Here is a 16,924-nt window from a genome sequence, read left to right as displayed (position 1 = left end):
GAATGCCGCTGCCGGGCCGGCCTGTGCCTGCGGTGGCCGCGAGGCCGCCAGCAAGGGGCGAAGAAGGCGAGCCGCCACAGGGGCTGTCGCCCGCAGGGCGGGTGCGGTCTTGGTCACTGAATATGCTCCTGAGTGCCGGTGCGTACGGGGCGGTGCAGGTCGACGGAGGATCTCGAAGGTTCAGACCGCGGCCTTGATCCGCGTCAGCCTCCGGACGAGCCGGTCGGCGACGACCCAGCGCCCTCGGGCCCGCTCGTAGGGCACAAGGACGGGGACGTCAACAGCCTCGAAGGCGGCGTCGGCGAACCGGTACCGCTGCCCGCTCACGCCGTACGGGACGGGATCGGCGGACCGGACCGCGGCGTAGCCGTGCCGCAGGTCGGGACGGGCGCACGCGTAGGCGCCGATGTGCGCCAGACACACCGGGGGCCACATGGTCAGCTGGCCTTCGGCGTAGCGCTGGGCCCGCGGCACCAGGAACAGCCAGCCGTCGTCCGCCCGGTGGGCAGGACAGGCGCAGATGGGACAGGTCAGGAGACTCATCGCCTCCCGGAGCCGGCCCGGGTGAACTCGCCCGGCCACCGGCTCGCCGGCCAGTCTGCCTGCGGCGTCGCGACGCTGGTGGTATCGGCGCCACAGCACACCGTGGCTGTCGCGGTCGGCGAAGGTCTCATCGGCGTAGGACAGGACACCGATTCCGTCATCGTCGCTGCGCAGTTCCAGTTCTGCGGTGGCGGGGCCTTCGCCGGTGCGCCGCGTGATGAAGGCGACAGGGGGTTGCCGCGGCGCCCGGGGCGTGTGGAGCTGGGCGCGGCGGGCGAACGTTACGACGTGGGATGGGGTGAGGGTGGGCATCGGCCTGCCTGGGAAAGGAGCTTCGGGAGGGTGGGTGCCCCGGCCGCAGGGCGGGTGGTTCTGTGGCCGGAGGCAACTCGGTGGTCGCCAGCGTCCGCTGGGGGCTGGGAGGCCGGCGCCCGGCAGTACTCGCACGAGGTTTCTTGAGGGGCGTCGGCGGCTGACCGGTTCACAATCGCCAGGTGCCGAGCGCCTGTGTGATTGCGGTGACCAGTCGTTCGATGGGAGTGGCGAGGTGGGTGTCGCGCAGGTAGAAGCCGAGCAGAATGGCGGCCACGGCGTGCCCGGCCTTCAGCCCGCACTTCTTGATCAAGAACCAGACGACGGCCAGCAGCGCGACGACGAGTGACACGTGCACCATGACGGGAGGCGTGGTCCTTGGCTGTCGTCGTTACCCGGCATGGCCGGCGAGGTAGCCGTTATGACCGCGGCCCAGGGCTTGCAGCGCGGCATCGATCCGCTCCACCAGGCTGTCGCGGGCGAAGGCGGTGAGTTGCTTGCGCGGCACGAACCGGTACTGGGTGACTTCATCGGTGGCGAGCTGGAGTTCGGTGTGCGAGCTGATCACACCGCCGTCCCACACGTAGTTGTGCCCCTCGACGGTGTCGTCCTTGGGGGGCTGCCAGTGCATGACCAGCAGCTTGCCGGGCTCTATGAGCAGGCCGGACTTTTCCTGGATCCGGCGTCGGCAGGCTGCCTGGGGGTCCTCGCCGCCCCTGGCGCAGCCGCCCGGCAGATTCCAGGTCAGTACGTCCCCGCGCTCCACTCGGCGGCGTGACTCGAAAAGCAAGATCGCGCCCTTCTCGTCACGGGTCAGGGCCTGGGAGCCGATGCGGCGCTGGGGTGCGGCGGTGAAGTGGTCGGTGTCGAGGTGGTTCGGGATGTTCACGGGTGCCTCCGTGTCCGGTGGTCGGGATGGGAGCTGGGGGTGCGTGGGTTTCAGGTGGCGGTCTCGGGGAGGGCGGGGGCGAGGAAGCCGCCGTGGGTTCGCAGTCGTCGCAGGGTGGCTTCGTAGTGGTCGTCGTAGGGGGAGATGTCGGTGCGGGAGGCGATCACGATTCCGTTGATCTCGCCGTGGGTGACGGCGTGGCAGGCGCGGGCCAGTTGCGGGCGGGTGGCCGGATCGGTGGGCCCGGTGCGGTCGAAGGTCCGAAAGGAGACCGCCCAGCCCTGGGCCGCGGCCAGGCCGTGGGCGGTGGCCAGCCGGGTCGCCGGGTCCTGGCCGTCGTCGACCAGTACGTACAGGCCCACGCACAGGGGCCGGGTGAGGTCGGCCGTGACCTCGGCGAAGTACGTCTCGCGCAGTCCGCGCAGCCAGTGCGCGCCCTGGAGACGGTCGCCGGGGCGGGGCACGGCAGGCACCGGCCGCCGGGGCACCGTGGTGGAGGCCAGGGATGTCATCGTGCGCCTCCGGCGGCCAGGGGACGGGCGCGGTGGGCGAGGGCGACGGCGCGGGCCAGGCGCAAGGCGCCCTCGCCGTCGGCGCCGGTGCGGCGGTGGTGCTCGTCCAGCAGGCCGGCCAGCACCAGCTCCGGGGCGGTGCCGGGCGCCGGGCCGAGCGCGGTGCGGTAAGCGGCGAGCGCCTGGTGGCGGGTCTCCCAGCGGTCGGCGAGGCCGTCGCCGCCGGGCAGGGTGCGCAGGACCGCCCACCGGCCGTCGGTGGTGATCAGGCGCAGTGCGCTCCGGTGCACGGAGCGCGGCAGCGGCGTGGGGGTGGCAGTGGATTTGGGCTGGGTGGCAAGCCAGCGCAGGCCGGCGTCGATGTCCCCGCAGAACCCGGCCGCGATGGCGACGGCGTTGGCCGCTGCCAGCACCCGGGAGTCGGCCCCGCGGACGCGCAGCAGTTGGTGGAGGACGGCGGCGGAGTCGGCCGTGAAGCAGCTCTCGGCGGCCTTGACCTGGCTTTCGCTGCCCCAGCGGCCGGGGTGCGGCCGGTAGGGGATGACCTCCATCGCGCCGAGGGCGCCGGACTTGACCAGGCGGGCGGCCCAGGCACCGACCATCTGTATGGCCGGGCCGACAGCCCGGTCTTGCGGGAAGCGGAAGACCAAGGTCATCGCTGCTGCTTGTTCGGGGAGGAACCACCGTGGGATTCCGGCGAAATCGGCCAGCAGGATGGGCAACTGGCGGAGCACCCCGTCGTGGCTGGGCCTGCGGGCTCCGGACAGCCGGACGCACAGGTACGGGCTGGCCCCCGGCACCTGGCCACCGGGATGGGGAGGCGGAGCGTCGGCGGGCACGGGCGGGCCGGGAGCTGGCGGTGTGGTGGAGCGCAGCAGCGTCACGATCTCGGTGGGACGGCCCTGGCACCAGCCCCAGGCACGCTCGTCCGGTGCCTCGGTGAGAGCGAGGGGGTGCTTGGCCCGGTGGAGGTGGTGGCGCAGCAGCGCGAGGTGTCCGATGTCGTCGAGGTGCAGGGGCAGGCGCTGGTCGAAGTCCTCCAGCAGCACGGCATCGGGCAGCCGCCGCCGGGTGCGCAGGTCGGCGAAGGCGTCCTCCCAGGCGGCGGGGGCGGCGTCGGGGCCGGGCAGGGCGGCGCGGTCGAGGGCCCAGGTGGCCGGGCTGAGCACGGTGCGTTTGTGCCGCAGCCGGGGCAGGACCGGCAGCGCGCCGGCGGCGCCCCAGTTGAAGGCCCGGACCAGCGCGGTCAGCACCGCGGTGTGCCCACGGGCGAGTTCCTCGCAGAAACGGCCCAGCCAGGGGGTGTGCCACTGCCGCTGCAGCGAATGCGGGATGGACGGATCGAGGATCTGGCCGCGCGAGCGGGAGACCAGGTGCAGGCGCTGGCCGTCGCACAGCACGGCGAGGTCGTCGGGGGTGAACGTGTTCTCCGGCTCCGGGGCCCGGTGCTCGGAGAAGCTGACGAGGTGCTGCTGGAGGCGGGGCAGGCGGGCGAGGTGGCTGGCGCCGGAGGCCAGGGAGGGGAAGGCGAGCTGGACCGGCAGCGCGCCCGCGGTACCGGCGGGCGGACGGGCCAGCGCGGTGAGCAGGGCGCTGGCCGGGTCGTGGGCGAGCAGGGCGGCGAACCGGCCTCCGCTGAGGTGACCGTAGCCGCGGGAGACGCCGCGCAGGATCAGCGCGAAGTCGCCGTGGTCGAGCGCGGCGGGGGAAGGGCTGTGCAGTTCGGCCAGCAGCTCGGTGTGCGGCGGGATCTGCATACGTGCCGGATCGCCGACCGCCAGCTGCTCGATCAGGCGGTCGTCCAGCTCGATGTCGCGGTCTTCGAGCACGGCCTGCTGGGCCAGGGCGAGCAGCCGGCGGTCGCGGGAGGACAGCGGGGGCCGCGGTGCGGGGGCGGCGCTGTGGAAGCCGGCCGGCAGGCCGATGCCGGTAACCGGATCGGTGCACTGAAGCAGCGGGACCAGCACGTGCGGCCCGTAACGCTCCAGGAAGCGGCCGCGGTAGGCGTGCCAGGCGGGGACGCCGTAGGGGGAGGGCGTGAGCCGGGCCAGGACGGCCGCGGCGGCCTCGGTCTCCCAGGCCACCGCGCGCGGCAGCTGCACCTCGGCATCCAGATGCAGGTCCACCGCCAGCGGCTCCGCGACGTCAGCGTGCTCGCGCATCCGTTGTGTCAGCGCCCTGCGGTGGTCGCGCCCCGCGGAGGCCGGGAGGCGGTTGTGCTCGGACATCAGGCCGTGGACCGCACGCAGGGCCGCGATGAGTTCGGCGGCCGGCGGCACCTGGTGCACGCCGATGCTCTCCAGGCGGCCCAGGAGGCAGCCGAGGGCGTCGGGCTCGGTGGCCGGCGGATGCAGGCAGCTGATCAGTACGTGGTGGGCGATCAGCTCGTCGAGCAGGGCGCAGACGGTGCGTGCATCGACGTCCGGGGAGTCCTCGGCGAGGCGGCGGGCCAGGTCCCGGTACGCAACGGAGGCGCTGGCCATCTCCAGGACGGCGCGCACGGCCGGGGTGTGGCGCACGGAGACCTCCCGGACCGCGGTGGTCCGGGCGCCGGGCCGCCGGGGACGCCAGGGGACCACGAGGCGGTCCCCGCGCACGACGGCGATGGTGTTGGCCACGACCGTCAGCAGGGGCCGGACCTCGGGCAGGGCCTCCAGGGTGGTGATCACGTGGGCCAGCCAGGTGCCGTCGGCCTGGGCCACGGCCCGGTGCTCGGTGCCCCAGCGCACCGTGGTCCGCGGCCCGAAGCGGGCCTCGCTCACCCCGGCGAACAAGCCGAACGGAGCGGCCCGGTGTTGCAGGCGCAGCAGGTATCCGGCCAGGGCGAGCAGCAGCTTGGAGACGGCGGCAGCGTCGCCGGGTGCCGGATCCGCGACCAGGGCGTCGAGTTCGCGGGCGAGGCCCGGGCTGGCGTGGCGTACGGCGTCGGCGATGACGGCGGTTCCCCACACCTGCCCAATCCAGCCCGCCCAGCGCTCGACGCCCGCGGGGGAGGTGTCGGCCAGGTCGGGCCAGGGCGGCACCGTGATGCCCGGGTGGTGCACGGACCGCACCAGAGCGGACTGCTCACACTGGTAGCGCAGCCGAGTACTCATGTCTGTTCTTGTCCCTTGTCTGGGCGTGCGTGTCAGGTGAAGGTGCGGGCTTCGGGGCCGTCGCCGCCGAAGAAGAAGGCGAAGGCGTTCGCGGTGCCCGGCACTTCGGCATCGCACAGGCCGAGCACGAAGTCGTCCTCGGTGTAGAGGCCCGCCGCGGGGACCTGAACACCGGCGCACTGGGGCTGGCGTGCGGCAGGTGCGTCCGTCGCCGGCAGGTGCCCTCGGTCCGGGCCCGGCTGGCGACCCTGCGGCCCGGCGGATCGGTGAGATGGCCCGTGGGGCAGGTGGTCCATGAATCCTTCTCGCTGCTCGGATGCTGACGAAGAGAGGGGCGAGGGTCAGGAGATGAGGAGACGGCGCCGCTGGTGAGCGGCCAGCTCGCCGCTCAAGGGCGGCAGCCCGACGGCGGAGCGCCGTGCCTCGACGCCCTCGGGGTCCTCGATCGGATAGGGCCGCAGCAGCCGGGGGTCGACCTGAGTGCCATAGCGCTGGCGTCGGCCCTGGCGGACGGCGGACAAGTCGTGAGCGTAGGCGCCGTAGGCCGTGTCGCAGGCGCCTTCGGCGACCGCCGCCTGGATCAGACCGCAGCAGGAGAGCACGAAGGCCCGGTCGCTCTCGGGCGCGTGCAGCAGGATCTTCAGGGCGGCCACGGAAGCCTCGCCGCCGACCAGGACGGCGGTCGGCCAGCCGTGATAGTTGACCAGGTGGCGCAGCTCGGCAGTGTGCAGGGCGCAGGCGCCGTACAGATGCTGGCGGCGGTGGGCGGCGCCGGGCAGGGCGTGCACCTCTCGCATCAGCCGGTCATCTTCTGCGGCCATGGCCGTCAGCTGACGGCGCACGGCATCGCGGACCTGGGGCGACATGCCGCGCGGGGCCTGCTGCGCGGGTGCCGGCTCGGCGGAGTGGGACATCGTGGACGCTCTCCAGAGGTGATGCAAGCAGTACGGGGGGTGGTGGTCGACGGAGGGCTCAGGGGGACCGGCCGTCTCGTGGAGCGATGGGGGCCGGGGATCTGTCCGGTGCGCCGTCCCGGCACCGGCGTTCGGCAGGGGCCGGGGGCGGCGGGGCGGCGCCCAGCAGGTTTTGCAGGCGCTGCGCCGACCGCAGGGCCTGCGGCGTGGGGTCCGGAAGCCGGGTGGTCATGCCGCTCGGCCCGCCTTCGCCGACAGGGGCGGGACGCTCAGGTCCTCCCGGCGGGGCAGCGCGCCGACCCGGTGGCCGCGGGCGACGGCGTGCTCGTCGGTGCGCGAGCGCAGCGAGGCCCGCAGCAGCACCCGCAGGTCTTGCGCCTCGGCCATGGACAGGGCGCAGGCGACCGCGAATTCCCTGAGCGTCCATCCCGCGGCCAGCGCCGTCAGCAGACGGCCCTGGGCGGGCGGGAGCGTGATGTCCATGGCCGGGGGGCCGGCGCACAGGCCCCGTACGACTGCCAGGTGGATCAGACGCGGGCGCGTGATGAGCTGCCCGCCGGACAGGGCCGCGCCCAGGGCGTCGACGGTGAACCGGGCGGCCCGGCGTTGTTGGTCGGCGGCCGGTGCTGCCCCCGGGCCGAACCGCCACGGGCTCAGCGTGCCCTCCGGAGTGGACTGGCAGGTCCGGGGCTCGGGCCGGAGCGCATCGCGCGGGTTCACCGTGGCGTTCCCTTTCGGCAGGAAGGCTGTGGGCGGCTGGGGCAGTGGGCGGTCAGGCGGCGTGCCGGCAGTGCGGTCAGGACGGCCCGTCGGATTGAGGTGTGCTGTGGTGATCCCGTGCGCCGGCCCGCTCCCTGAAGCCGTGGGGGTGCGGGCCGGCTGCTCCTTCGGGCCGGGCCCGGACGGATGTGACCCGCAAGGAGCCGCGCGGGCGCGATGACGGTGCTGTGCCGCCTCACCGCGTCTCCCGGACAGCGCGGCGCCGGTGGGCAGCGGCCGTCCGGGAAGCCGTACGGGTGTGTGGTGGGGGCCGTGGTGGCCCGCCAGGGTGATGAGCCCTGGCGGGCCGGCGGGCCGAGCGTGCCCCTCTCGGCCTGGCTGCAGCCCGGCCCTGATCAGGTGGCAGCCGCACGGTGCCGTCCCGGATCTTCCCGCCTCAGCGAAGGCGGGAGCGGCACGAACCGGGGGCGGCGGCGGGTACGGGCGGTCGGCCGGCCGTACCCGGCGCGGGTGCACGAGGCCCGCGCCCTTCCCGCGACGGCGCTCTCGCCCGCCCGGGAAACCGGGAAGGGCGCGCTGACCGGTGCCGGTGAGGCTGGTGATCACGTGGCCTGTCATCGCGCACTCCTCGTAGACGGAAAAGGAAGGGGAGGGCCGGCCCCGGCCAGGGGTGTCCCCTGCTGTCAGCCCTGCCGGGGCCGGCCCGTGTGCCGCAGCGCCGGACAGCCCCAACCCGGATTCCGGCGCCAACCCGGCCAGCCCGTCCCCACGGCGGAGCGGCCGGGTGCCGTCCCGGACGTCGTCGGCCGGGACGGCTGCGGCGCGGCCCCGCCCCGCCATCGCCACCAAGGGCGGGGCAGGGCCGCTGCCTCCCGAAGGGCACGCCCGACTCGGGGCAGGCGTGGTCTTCGGGAGGGCGGCAGCCGTCACGGGGAGACGGCCGCCAGGGCACGGACCTGCCGTGCCCGCCCGCGCGACGGTGGTTGCCCCCACCGCCTGCGGAAGTTCGTCACAGGCGTCTTCGTCTTCGCACGCATGGCGGAAGCTGGGCGTGGACGGTGCCGGTCAGCCGGGGCAGGCGCCGGGTGCGGCGGCGCAGCAGGAAGGCCGACGTGGGGGTGGGCAGGACTTCGAGGCCGTAGCGGTCGCCGAGATCCTCGGCCACCGCCTCATCGGCGGTGTCTGCGGCCAGCCACTGCACGTGCTTGTGCGCGCCGTAGTCGACGAGCCAGCCCACCAGATGCGGCCCGTACCCGTCGCGGTCCGGTCCGTCGCGGTCCTCGTACAGGTCGTCGATCCACAGCGCCCCGCCGGGCATGTCCCGACCGCGCTCATCGCGCATCGGATTCTTGAGCACCAGCGCGCAGCTGCGGATCGTGGTGCCGTCCAGCAGCAGCCAGGTCAGGGGATGGCCCCGGTCGACCGCGCCGAGCATCGACAGCAGCGGGCAGCCGCCGGGCGTGGCGGGCCGGGGCCGGTGGTCCATCCAGTGCGTCGACCGGGCGACGACCTGCTCCAGGGCGTGGCGGTCGGCGTACTCCGCCGGGCGGATGACGCAGCGCGGCCGCCGGGGCCCGTGGACCGTCGCCGCGATACCGGCCGGGGTGCGGGGCATCGTCACACCTCCGCGGGGGTGTCGGCCGTCGGCCGGTCGGCGGACGGTGTCAGGCGGACGGGGAGGCGGGGGTAGGAGTTCATGAGCACGCTGGGCGAGCGGGGCGGCGGGTCGGCCAGCGCGAGGCCGGGAAAGCGGGTGAACAACGCGCGCAGGGCGAGGGCGCCTTCGAGGCGGGCCAGGCGCTCTCCGGGGCACCGGTGCGTCCCGTACCCGAAGGAGAGGTGACTGCGGGGAACGCGGTTGATGTCGAACCGGCCGGCGTCCGGGCCGTAGCGCTCTTCGTCGCGGCCCATGGCGATGTAGGAGAGCATCACCATGTCCCCGGCGGCGATGTCCACGCCGTCCACGGTGACGTCGCGGGTGGCGAAGCGGGCGAGGAAATTCGCGGTGGGCGGCTGCCAGCGCAGGATCTCCTCGACCGCCGTCTCCCAGCTCACCTTGCCGCGCAGCAGCAACTCCAGCTGCTGCGGGTGGCCGCACAGGGCGCGGACGCCGTTGACCAGGAGGTGCACCGTGGTCTCGTGCCCGGCGATGACGAGGACCTGCGCCGTGGGGATCAGCTCCTCGTCGGTGAGCTGCTGGTCGTCGGGCAGGCTCAGCAGCGCGCTGATCAGGTCGTCCTGCGGGGCGCGGCGCCGCAGTGCGACCAGGCGGGTGAGGTAGTCGTGGAACGCCATGAGCGCGTCGGCCGGGTCCTGGGTGTCGTCGAAGATCACCTGGCACCACCGGCGCAGGTCTGCGTGGTCGCGCTGCGGTACGCCCAGCAGGTGGCTGATGACGGTCATCGGCAGCGGCCACGCCAGCGTCTTGCGGAAATCGACGACGCCGCCGCTCGCGTTTGCGGCGGTGGCCGCCAGCACGTTCAGCAGCCGGGCGGTGGTGGTCTCGATGTATGTCCGCAGCTCTTCGACGCGGCGCGCGGTGAAGGCGCTGGCGAGCGGCTTGCGCAGCCGGCGGTGGTCCAGGCCGTCGACGGTGACCAGGCTGCGGCGCGGGACGGCCAGCCCCCGCAGGGACCAGTCCTCGGGAACCTCGCCGTCCTTCAGGGCGCGCCAGTGGGCGCGGTCCGCGCTGAAGGTGCCGGGGTCACTCTGGATGATGCGAGCGCTCGCGTTGCGGGTGACGGCCCAGCACGCCACGTCGCCGGGCAGCGTGACGGGCACGACCGGCCCGGCGGCGCGCATCCGGGCGGCGTCGCGGTGCATGTCGGGGCTGGCCGGGTCGAGGACGAGCACGGGCCGCTTCAGGCTCAGTGGTTGGCCGGCCGTGGCGGGTATGGCGGGGGACAGGTCCATGGAGGTCTCCGAAGAAGGGCGGGGTTACGGGGCGGGGAAGAAGCACACGGGCAGGGCTTTCAGGCCCCGCATCCAGATCGAGGGATCCCAGCGCAGTTCCTCTGGACGGCAGGCCAGGCGCACGCCCGGCAGGGCGTCGAGGAGCACGTCGATGCCGGTGGTAGCCATCACCTGCGACAGGTCCCGGGCGGCGTGCGGGCAGCTGTGCTCACCGTGGGAGTAGGACAAATAGGCCCGGCTGCCGTCCAGGTCGGCGCTCACGTCCGGGCGGATGAACGGATCCCGATTGGCGGCGGCGAAGCCGAGCAGAACCAGGTCGCCCTCGGGCAGGGTGTAGCTGCCCAGGGAGACCGGACGGGCAGTGAACCGGCCGGCGTAGGTCTGGGTGGGAGTGTCGTCCCACAGCACCGCGTTGATCGCCTCCTGCACGGGCAGGTGGCTGCGCAGGAACGCATCGGTGTGACGCGCGTCGGTGAGCATCAGCCGCAGCGCGTTGCCGATGAGATAGGCCGTGGTCTGATGCCCGGCCGTCAGCGTCACCAGCAGATCCTCGACGAGCTGCTCACGGCTCAGGCCCGCGGCGTCGGCCGCCAGCCGCGCGGTGACGTGCCTGCCGGGCCGGCCACGGCTGTCGTCGACGAGACGGGCGACCATTTCGCGCGAGCGCTGATGCGCGGCGATCGCGTCCGGCCCCCCGGCGATCATGGTGACGAAGTCCTCGACCAGAACCGGGCCGTACTCGGCCGGCACCCCCAGAGCCCAGCTCATCGCCATGACCGGCAGCCGCATGGCGTAGTCGGCCATCAGCTCGGCACGGCCCACTGCGGAAAAGCGGCGCACCAGCTGCTCGCCGAACTCCTCACAGCGCGCCGCGAACTCCTTGCGGTCGATGCCGTCGAGGGCAGCGTTGAGCGCGCCGGCGCGCCGACGGTGCGCTTCCTTCTCGGCGTACATCAGTGAGTGGCCGGCCTGGCCGCCGCCCAGCAGCGGCCACAGCGGCCAGTCGGGCGGCAGTTGGTGGCCCAGCCGCCAGCGGGCCGAGTCGCGCGCGAAGGTGTCCGGATGGTCGGTCACCCACAGCAGCTCGCGGTAGCCCAGGACCAGCCAGGCCGGGACGCCACCGTGCAGCAGCACCGGGGCGAGCGGACCGTGGGCCTGGCGCAGCGTACGGAAGACGGCCGCGGAATCGCTCTGGTAGCGCGGATCTCCCAGGCACACCGCGCCACGGTGGGTGGCGGGCAGCTCAACCAGCGCAGGGCCCAAGGTGGGATCAGACACGGCTTGGCTCCTGACCGGCCGGGGCCGCGTAGAACTCGCCGGCGTGGGTGGCCCAGTTGATGAGGACTTGCCGGGCGGAGCCCGGCTCCCGGGCGTCGCAGCGCATCAGCGGTACCCCGCTGTCCAGGTCCAGCGCCTCCCGGATGTCCGCGAGGGAGTAGGTGTCGTCTTCGCCGGCCCACACGTTGTGCGCCACGACGAAGGGCACCTGATCGGCCTCGAACTGGTCGATGTGGACGAATGCGGCATCGAACCGGCGGGTATCGACCAGCACGACCGCTCCCAGCGCACCGGCGAACAGGCCGTCGAACAGAAAACTGAAGCGCTCCTGTCCCGGCGTGCCGAACAGGTAGAGCACGAGGCCGTCGTCCACGGTCTTGCGGCCGAAGTCGAACGCCACGGTGGTGGTCGTCTTGCCGGGAACGCCGGCGACATCGTCGACGCCGGTACTCGCTTCGGTGATCTCCGCTTCGGTGCTCAGCGGCGTGATCTCACTGACGGCGCCGATGAAGGTCGTCTTGCCGACGCCGAAGCCCCCGGCGACGATCACTTTGGCCGCCATGCTGGCGCTCGCCGGCAACAGGACGTCCGGGGCGGGATCAGAGCTTTTGAAGACCACGGAGGACCCTTTCGCACAGTCGGGCTTTGTCGTCGGAGGCGGCGGTGAGGGCCGGGGCCCGGGTATGGACCCGGTGCTCGTCGAGCAGGCGGGAGATGAGCACCTTGGTCACGCCCAGCGGCGCCTCCAGGCGGGCGGCGATCTCCGCGACGGCCAGCGGCCTGTGGCACAGGGCGATGATGCGGGCCTCTTCGCCCTGGAGCCCCGCGGTGTCCCCGCGTTCGGTGACGACGAGGGTGATCGCATCAAGGGCGTGGTCAGGGCGGGTGCGTCCGCCCGTGATCACGAACCATCGGTCGGGCACGTCCGGGCGGCTCATGACGAGGTGCGCTCCGGGGCCCGCGCCGCGGTGCCCAGGTGCTCCGCCAGCTTCTCCACCATCTGCATCATGGCCGTGCCGATCATCGCGGGATCCGCGTCGGCGTCGGCGACGACGGCCAGGATCGATCCGGCTCCGGCGTTGACCACGGCCAGCTGGTGGCGCTTCAGGTCGATGACCACCGTGCGCAGGGAGCGGCCTTCGTCGTAGAGCTTGCCGAAGGCCAGGCTGCTGGAGACCAGGCTGCTGCACAGTGCCGCCAACGTTTCCGCCTTACCCCTCTCGAAGTGCTCGTCCGATGCCCTCAGCAGCCCGTCGCTGCTGGTCAGCAGCACGTTGTGGCAGCCGGGCAGGTCGTTGCGCAGCTGGGTCATCAGCCAGGCCAGGTCGGGGGTGCTCATGCGGAGGTCTCCGGGGTGTCGGTGGAGGGGGAACAGGGCGGTGCGGGCCGCACGGCAGCGCGCCAGGCGCCCATGCGCCGGCCGGTGTCCGGCCGCAGCGGGACTTCGGCGTCGGCGGTGGTCTGCGGGCGTGGCGAAGGCAGCGTGGCGCCCCGCCTGCGGACGGGCAGCCGCAGGCCGGAACCGGACGGGGGCGGGGGTGACGCTGCAGGCGGGTGTTCGTCGGCGTGCGACAGCGCGAGGGGGTGGCTGGGGTGTTCCGAAGCGGGGGGAAGCTGCTGCGGCGGTGCGGCAGGCGGCGACGGACGGTCCGCGGGCACGGCCGTCACCCACTCCCAGGGGATGAGGACGCTGGCCTCGGTCCCGCCCAGCCGGTGCGAGATGCCGAAGGCGATCCTCATGCTGAAGCGTTCGGCTGCCTTGCGGGCGCTGGCCAGCCCGAGCTGGGCTCCCGACAGCTCGGCGAAGGTGCGCGGGCAGCGGTCCAGGTCCACCGTGCGCGCCACCCGCTCGTGTGTCTCGGGAGGCAGGCCCAGCCCGCTGTCCTCGACACGGATGGACAGCCCGGCGGCGAGAGGCATGACGCTCACACTGACCTGCGTGTTCGGGGGGCTGTACCGCAGCGCGTTGTCGATCAGCACAGACGTGGTGTGAATGGCCGCGTTGACCGCTCGGGCGTGCACCGCGTGCCGGGCGTCCTGGGGGATCGACCACCGCACCCGCTGATGGCCCTCGTTCTGCCCGACCGCGGCCCGCACGATCCGCTCCACCTCAATGGGACGGGGCCACCGGCGGCCGACGGTGCGGGCATCGGTCAAGGCGAGCAGAGCCTGGCTGTGGCGTCCCAGCCGCGACAGCCGGGCATCGAGCGCATTGAAATCCTCAAGAACATCCGCGCAGGTGATCACTTCGAGCCGGCCGTCCTGGTACGGCCGCGCCCGGTCAGAGAGCAGGGCGAGCAGAGCGGTCACGCCGGTCTGCACCCCGCTGGCACAGGTACGCAGCACATCCACCGCACCGTCCCGCTCACGCCGCTCCCGGCACACCGCCGTGACCACCGCCTCGACCAGATCCCGCACCTCCTGGTCCTCGGGCAGCGCACGCTCGGCATCGAGCCGCTCCATGATGGTCCGGGCGGATTCGCGCTGCTCCAGACGCCGGAGAACCTCGGGAAGCAGCCGGGCCCCGACCCAGCGGACCTCGTCCCGGACCCGGGCCACCTCTCCTTGCAGCCGAGCGGCCCGGGCATTCGCCTCCCGGCGCTCCCGGGATATCCGGGCCACACGGAGCTCCATCACGGTGACCAGCACAACGACCACAGCCCCCGCCACCGCGACGCACCAGGCCATGGCCTTCCAGACCGCCAACGGAGCGGACAGCCAGGTGGCGGTCCCGACGATCAGGACCAGGGCGAGGGCGGTGAGCGCCCGGAAGGTGACGGTGGTGTGCGGCGCCGCCCGATGGCGCGCGGCAGGCGCACCGGTAGCCGACGTCGGGACAAGGACAGGCATGACAACCTCACGGACGAGCTGAACTGAGATGTGCACGAGCGGGTGGACAGCGGTACTGCGGGCGTCACCAGGCAGGAGGTCTGCCTGGTGCGAGGGCCGGACGGCGCTCGAAGTGGCTCGCCGGGGGCCGGGGCCCTGCCTCGTGCCGCCCACGCCGGGCCAGGTAGGCGTCGTGCAACGCCCGGCTGTCGGTGGTGGTGCTGCTTCCTCGACCGGGGTCCAGCCACAGCCGGTGGCAGCGGGATCCGGCGGAAGCGGTCGCGCAGTGCATCAGGGGGCTGCACACCGATTGCGGCGCGTGCCACCGGTCGGCGGCCTGCGCCGGCACGGGCACCAGCACCTGGTGGTGGACCAGACAGCACAGCACAGGCCCGACACGGTGGTGGACCGCGAGCAAGTCCTCCACTGCCTGCAGCCCTATTCGCAAGCCGAGTTGGACCGTGGCCGGGGGGAACTCCGGCGTGCGGTGCGCTGCCGCAGCCCGATCGTCGAAGCGGACGAACCAAGGCAACGTGGTGGTGGCGGCTGACATGAAGATCTCTCCGGTACAGAGGCCGCGGTCCGGCCAGCCGGGCCGCGGACAAGATGAGTGGTGCCAGAAACAGAAGGGGTGCGGGTCAGGTGCCGGGCGGGCCGCCGCTGTGCGCACGGTGTTCGGTGGGAGCTGTCCGGCCGGCCCGCGCGCTGGCGGCCTCACCCGTCCCCGCGCCGTTCCCAGCCAGCTCCGCCAGAGCGTCCTCCAGCCGGTCGAACAGCGGGAAGATGCTGGTCATACCCGTCTGGCGCACCAGCTTGCGGAGGTGGCTGCCGGGATCGGCCTCCACGATGCGCACGCCGTGGCCCGTACGGCGCAGGCGCTTGCGGACGAAGACGAAGGCACCGAGGGCGGTCTCATCGACGTAGCCGATGTCCGCCAAGACGATGACCATGTCGCCGCAGCCGCCGGCCACCAGGTCCCGCAGCCGGTCCCGGAAGACGGGAGCGTTGTACAGATCCAGCCCCCCGCGTATCCCGGTGAAGGTGACCACCGTGCACTCCGGGCGGCAGGCGTACGACATCCGGACACCGTCGACGGCGATGGCCGGGTTGCCGTCGGCGTCAAGGAACTCCCTCGGCGCGGTCCGCTCCACGGCTTTCTCCTCGGTCCGTCGCTGACAGGCAGCAGAAACGCTCATCGGGGCAGGCGCGCGGCCACGGCCTCGGCGAGCCGCAGAGCCTGAGCAGGCTCCAGATCGCCGAGGTCCAGCCCGGCCGCCTGACCGCAATGCCCGCAGCTCGCGTCCACCGTCGCGGCGAGCCGCAGTAAGCGCTGGGGCAGGTCCCCGAGCTGGCCTTCGTGATCCGAAACGGCGTCGGTGGCGGCCTCCAGGAGCGCCAGCAGCCGGCCCGCTAGGTCTGCCCGGATGCGGCCCAGCACCACCCGGCTGGCCGGGACCTCCCAGGAGCCGTCGACCGTGACACGCTGCTCCAGTCCGGCGGCGCGCAGCGCGGTGCGCAGACGGTGCGCGGCGGCGTACACCGGCGGCAGCTGCTCCACGACGGCGTCGGCCAGACGGATGGCGTCCTGCACGCTGCTCGGGCGCACCACCGTGCGCCAGGCACCCTCCGGGCCGTCGAGGGCGATGATGTGCGCGACGACGCCGCGCCGCATCAGGGCCTGGCGCAGAATCTCGGCGGCCTGCGCCTTTCGGAGGGGCGCCAGATTCACGCTGGCCAAGGGCAGCGCCGAATACCTCAAGCGCGCCGTGACCTCCAAGGCCGGTGCCCCCGGAGCGGGGAATTCCACCGTGGCACCGGCAGCTTCCAGCGCCGCGACGACGGCCTGACGCGGGTCCTGCTGGTGTGCCGGGCTCGCCACACCGGGCGGCGCGGGGATGTCCGTGGTCATGTGGTCGGCTTCCTGGAGAGAAGGGGAAGAAGGGGCGCGGATCTCGAACGGGCATCGGCGCCCGCCAGTTCGCACCAAGTCGCGGCGCCGTTATCGCTGGTGCCCCACGAGCCGCCTCTCTCGTGGGCGATCGACTGCACGAGGAACAGACCGCGGCCGTGCTCGTCGGCGTCACCGGACGAAGCGGGAACCGGCTGGTATCCCGTAATTCCGTCACGCACGACGATCCGCAAGAAGCCATCGCGAAGGGCAAGGACCACGGTGATCTCGCAACCTCCGCTGTGCTGGATGGCGTTGCTGACCAATTCGGAGACGACCAGCTCGGCTGCGTCCACCAGGTGAGCCAAACCGTGACCAACCAGGCATACGCGGGTCCGGCGCCTCATCGCGCTGACCTGCGCGCTGTCCTGAGCGGGGGGCTCATCGTCTGGAGGCCGTTTCTCGATGGGGAATCGAGCATTCATCAGTTCGGCGTCACGACGAGGGGCGCGGCGGCGCCGTGCGGCAGTCGTTGTCATCACGTCCTCTGGGGGGCTCGGACGGCCGCCCGGGCTGCGGAATCCGTCCTGCTCGCGAAGGGTCCGCTCGCCGTCGGGGGAGAGGGAGCACACTTCGCCGAGGGACCGGTCGAAAGGGCCCGGGCTCGTGAGCAGAGCTTCGTCCGTCGCGGACTCAGCGCTCGGCACTTGGAGCCACGCGGTGTCAGCGCGCGCGGCGGTTTCCAGCCAGCACCGCGCGATGAAACCCTGCGCTCGGTGGCCGGCCACACCGACGTCGCCGACCGACAGCCCACAGAACGCCCTGGGCAGAGGGCATGTGGACCAGGACATATACGCGAGCGCCGGCATCGACGCGCCGCGCGCTGCGGCGTCGCGTTCTGACGACCGGCCCCGAGACGAGGATGTGCCGTCCCAAACGCGTATTTCCCCGCCGGCGTACTGCCGCGCCACGCGACTCGCTGCGTCAAGGCCCGACAACGCCGTCGCACCAGCGCAAGCCGGAGAAAGCTC

At 73.0% G+C, this 16,924-nt stretch carries 19 protein-coding genes; all 19 read right to left on the bottom strand.

Annotation, left to right across the window (positions count from 1 at the left end):
- Window positions 1-180: 180 nt before the first annotated feature.
- The gene (locus OEIGOIKO_RS07220; protein WP_125052971.1) at window positions 181-855 is read right to left on the bottom strand and encodes a hypothetical protein; all 675 of its coding nucleotides are present in this window, start codon (window positions 853-855) and stop codon (window positions 181-183) included.
- A 169-nt stretch (window positions 856-1,024) separates the two neighbouring features.
- Entirely contained in the window at window positions 1,025-1,216 is a 192-nt protein-coding gene (locus tag OEIGOIKO_RS07215) for a hypothetical protein (RefSeq protein WP_125052969.1), read from the bottom strand.
- A 30-nt stretch (window positions 1,217-1,246) separates the two neighbouring features.
- Complete coding sequence (locus OEIGOIKO_RS41445; RefSeq protein ID WP_170251606.1) at window positions 1,247-1,744, bottom strand: NUDIX domain-containing protein; 498 nt, start codon at window positions 1,742-1,744, stop codon at window positions 1,247-1,249.
- 50 nt (window positions 1,745-1,794) lie between these two features.
- Window positions 1,795-2,256: a hypothetical protein gene (locus OEIGOIKO_RS41440; RefSeq protein ID WP_170251604.1), complete on the bottom strand. Its 462-nt coding sequence runs from the start codon at window positions 2,254-2,256 to the stop codon at window positions 1,795-1,797.
- Window positions 2,253-5,351, bottom strand: a complete 3,099-nt coding sequence (locus OEIGOIKO_RS07205) for a lantibiotic dehydratase (RefSeq protein WP_125052965.1) — start codon at window positions 5,349-5,351, stop codon at window positions 2,253-2,255. Before OEIGOIKO_RS07205 ends, OEIGOIKO_RS41440 begins: the two co-directional genes overlap by 4 nt.
- 32 nt (window positions 5,352-5,383) lie before the next feature.
- Window positions 5,384-5,647, bottom strand: a complete 264-nt coding sequence (locus OEIGOIKO_RS07200) for a hypothetical protein (RefSeq protein WP_125052963.1) — start codon at window positions 5,645-5,647, stop codon at window positions 5,384-5,386.
- A 45-nt stretch (window positions 5,648-5,692) separates the two neighbouring features.
- Window positions 5,693-6,172 (bottom strand): DUF6624 domain-containing protein, encoded by a 480-nt coding sequence (locus OEIGOIKO_RS07195; protein WP_246177246.1) that lies wholly within the window; start codon window positions 6,170-6,172, stop codon window positions 5,693-5,695.
- A 321-nt stretch (window positions 6,173-6,493) separates the two neighbouring features.
- Window positions 6,494-6,985: a hypothetical protein gene (locus OEIGOIKO_RS07190; protein WP_125052961.1), complete on the bottom strand. Its 492-nt coding sequence runs from the start codon at window positions 6,983-6,985 to the stop codon at window positions 6,494-6,496.
- A gap of 1,009 nt (window positions 6,986-7,994) precedes the next feature.
- Window positions 7,995-8,600, bottom strand: a complete 606-nt coding sequence (locus OEIGOIKO_RS07185; protein WP_125052959.1) for a hypothetical protein — start codon at window positions 8,598-8,600, stop codon at window positions 7,995-7,997.
- A 2-nt stretch (window positions 8,601-8,602) separates the two neighbouring features.
- Window positions 8,603-9,898, bottom strand: coding sequence for a cytochrome P450 family protein (locus tag OEIGOIKO_RS07180; protein ID WP_125052957.1), 1,296 nt, complete (start codon window positions 9,896-9,898; stop codon window positions 8,603-8,605).
- A gap of 24 nt (window positions 9,899-9,922) precedes the next feature.
- The gene (locus OEIGOIKO_RS07175; protein ID WP_125052955.1) at window positions 9,923-11,176 is read right to left on the bottom strand and encodes a cytochrome P450 family protein; all 1,254 of its coding nucleotides are present in this window, start codon (window positions 11,174-11,176) and stop codon (window positions 9,923-9,925) included.
- The gene (locus OEIGOIKO_RS07170; RefSeq protein WP_307721217.1) at window positions 11,169-11,795 is read right to left on the bottom strand and encodes a GTP-binding protein; all 627 of its coding nucleotides are present in this window, start codon (window positions 11,793-11,795) and stop codon (window positions 11,169-11,171) included. The genes OEIGOIKO_RS07175 and OEIGOIKO_RS07170 overlap by 8 nt, the downstream gene beginning before the upstream one ends.
- On the bottom strand, window positions 11,776-12,114 hold the full coding sequence (locus tag OEIGOIKO_RS07165) for a DUF742 domain-containing protein (RefSeq protein ID WP_125052953.1): 339 nt from the start codon (window positions 12,112-12,114) through the stop codon (window positions 11,776-11,778). Before OEIGOIKO_RS07165 ends, OEIGOIKO_RS07170 begins: the two co-directional genes overlap by 20 nt.
- A complete protein-coding gene (locus OEIGOIKO_RS07160; protein ID WP_125052951.1) occupies window positions 12,111-12,515 on the bottom strand; it encodes a roadblock/LC7 domain-containing protein in 405 nt (134 codons plus the stop codon). The genes OEIGOIKO_RS07165 and OEIGOIKO_RS07160 overlap by 4 nt, the downstream gene beginning before the upstream one ends.
- Window positions 12,512-14,026, bottom strand: a complete 1,515-nt coding sequence (locus tag OEIGOIKO_RS07155; protein ID WP_125052949.1) for a sensor histidine kinase — start codon at window positions 14,024-14,026, stop codon at window positions 12,512-12,514. The genes OEIGOIKO_RS07160 and OEIGOIKO_RS07155 overlap by 4 nt, the downstream gene beginning before the upstream one ends.
- Before the next feature lie 64 nt (window positions 14,027-14,090).
- Entirely contained in the window at window positions 14,091-14,558 is a 468-nt protein-coding gene (locus tag OEIGOIKO_RS07150; protein ID WP_170251602.1) for a hypothetical protein, read from the bottom strand.
- A gap of 85 nt (window positions 14,559-14,643) precedes the next feature.
- Window positions 14,644-15,156, bottom strand: a complete 513-nt coding sequence (locus OEIGOIKO_RS41435; protein ID WP_170251600.1) for an STAS domain-containing protein — start codon at window positions 15,154-15,156, stop codon at window positions 14,644-14,646.
- 41 nt (window positions 15,157-15,197) lie between these two features.
- A complete protein-coding gene (locus OEIGOIKO_RS41430) occupies window positions 15,198-15,914 on the bottom strand; it encodes a hypothetical protein (protein WP_170251598.1) in 717 nt (238 codons plus the stop codon).
- Window positions 15,911-16,378: an ATP-binding protein gene (locus OEIGOIKO_RS07140; protein WP_281288340.1), complete on the bottom strand. Its 468-nt coding sequence runs from the start codon at window positions 16,376-16,378 to the stop codon at window positions 15,911-15,913. Before OEIGOIKO_RS07140 ends, OEIGOIKO_RS41430 begins: the two co-directional genes overlap by 4 nt.
- Window positions 16,379-16,924: the final 546 nt, after the last annotated feature.

The organism is Streptomyces paromomycinus (genome assembly GCF_003865155.1).
Taxonomy (GTDB): domain Bacteria; phylum Actinomycetota; class Actinomycetes; order Streptomycetales; family Streptomycetaceae; genus Streptomyces; species Streptomyces chrestomyceticus.
This window is presented reverse-complemented; position numbering and strand designations above follow the sequence as displayed.

What these genes read in the sequence shown, in the direction of transcription:
- OEIGOIKO_RS07220 (WP_125052971.1), bottom strand. Translation starts at nt 855, where the DNA reads ATGCCCACCCTCACCCCATCCCACGTCGTAACGTTCGCCCGCCGCGCC.
- OEIGOIKO_RS07215 (WP_125052969.1), bottom strand. Translation starts at nt 1,216, where the DNA reads ATGGTGCACGTGTCACTCGTCGTCGCGCTGCTGGCCGTCGTCTGGTTC.
- OEIGOIKO_RS41440 (WP_170251604.1), bottom strand. Translation starts at nt 2,256, where the DNA reads ATGACATCCCTGGCCTCCACCACGGTGCCCCGGCGGCCGGTGCCTGCC.
- OEIGOIKO_RS07205 (WP_125052965.1), bottom strand. Translation starts at nt 5,351, where the DNA reads ATGAGTACTCGGCTGCGCTACCAGTGTGAGCAGTCCGCTCTGGTGCGG.
- OEIGOIKO_RS07200 (WP_125052963.1), bottom strand. Translation starts at nt 5,647, where the DNA reads ATGGACCACCTGCCCCACGGGCCATCTCACCGATCCGCCGGGCCGCAG.
- OEIGOIKO_RS07195 (WP_246177246.1), bottom strand. Translation starts at nt 6,172, where the DNA reads ATGGCCGCAGAAGATGACCGGCTGATGCGAGAGGTGCACGCCCTGCCC.
- OEIGOIKO_RS07185 (WP_125052959.1), bottom strand. Translation starts at nt 8,600, where the DNA reads ATGCCCCGCACCCCGGCCGGTATCGCGGCGACGGTCCACGGGCCCCGG.
- OEIGOIKO_RS07180 (WP_125052957.1), bottom strand. Translation starts at nt 9,898, where the DNA reads ATGGACCTGTCCCCCGCCATACCCGCCACGGCCGGCCAACCACTGAGC.
- OEIGOIKO_RS07165 (WP_125052953.1), bottom strand. Translation starts at nt 12,114, where the DNA reads ATGAGCCGCCCGGACGTGCCCGACCGATGGTTCGTGATCACGGGCGGA.
- OEIGOIKO_RS07160 (WP_125052951.1), bottom strand. Translation starts at nt 12,515, where the DNA reads ATGAGCACCCCCGACCTGGCCTGGCTGATGACCCAGCTGCGCAACGAC.
- OEIGOIKO_RS07155 (WP_125052949.1), bottom strand. Translation starts at nt 14,026, where the DNA reads ATGCCTGTCCTTGTCCCGACGTCGGCTACCGGTGCGCCTGCCGCGCGC.
- OEIGOIKO_RS07150 (WP_170251602.1), bottom strand. Translation starts at nt 14,558, where the DNA reads ATGTCAGCCGCCACCACCACGTTGCCTTGGTTCGTCCGCTTCGACGAT.
- OEIGOIKO_RS41430 (WP_170251598.1), bottom strand. Translation starts at nt 15,914, where the DNA reads ATGACCACGGACATCCCCGCGCCGCCCGGTGTGGCGAGCCCGGCACAC.
- OEIGOIKO_RS07140 (WP_281288340.1), bottom strand. Translation starts at nt 16,378, where the DNA reads ATGAATGCTCGATTCCCCATCGAGAAACGGCCTCCAGACGATGAGCCC.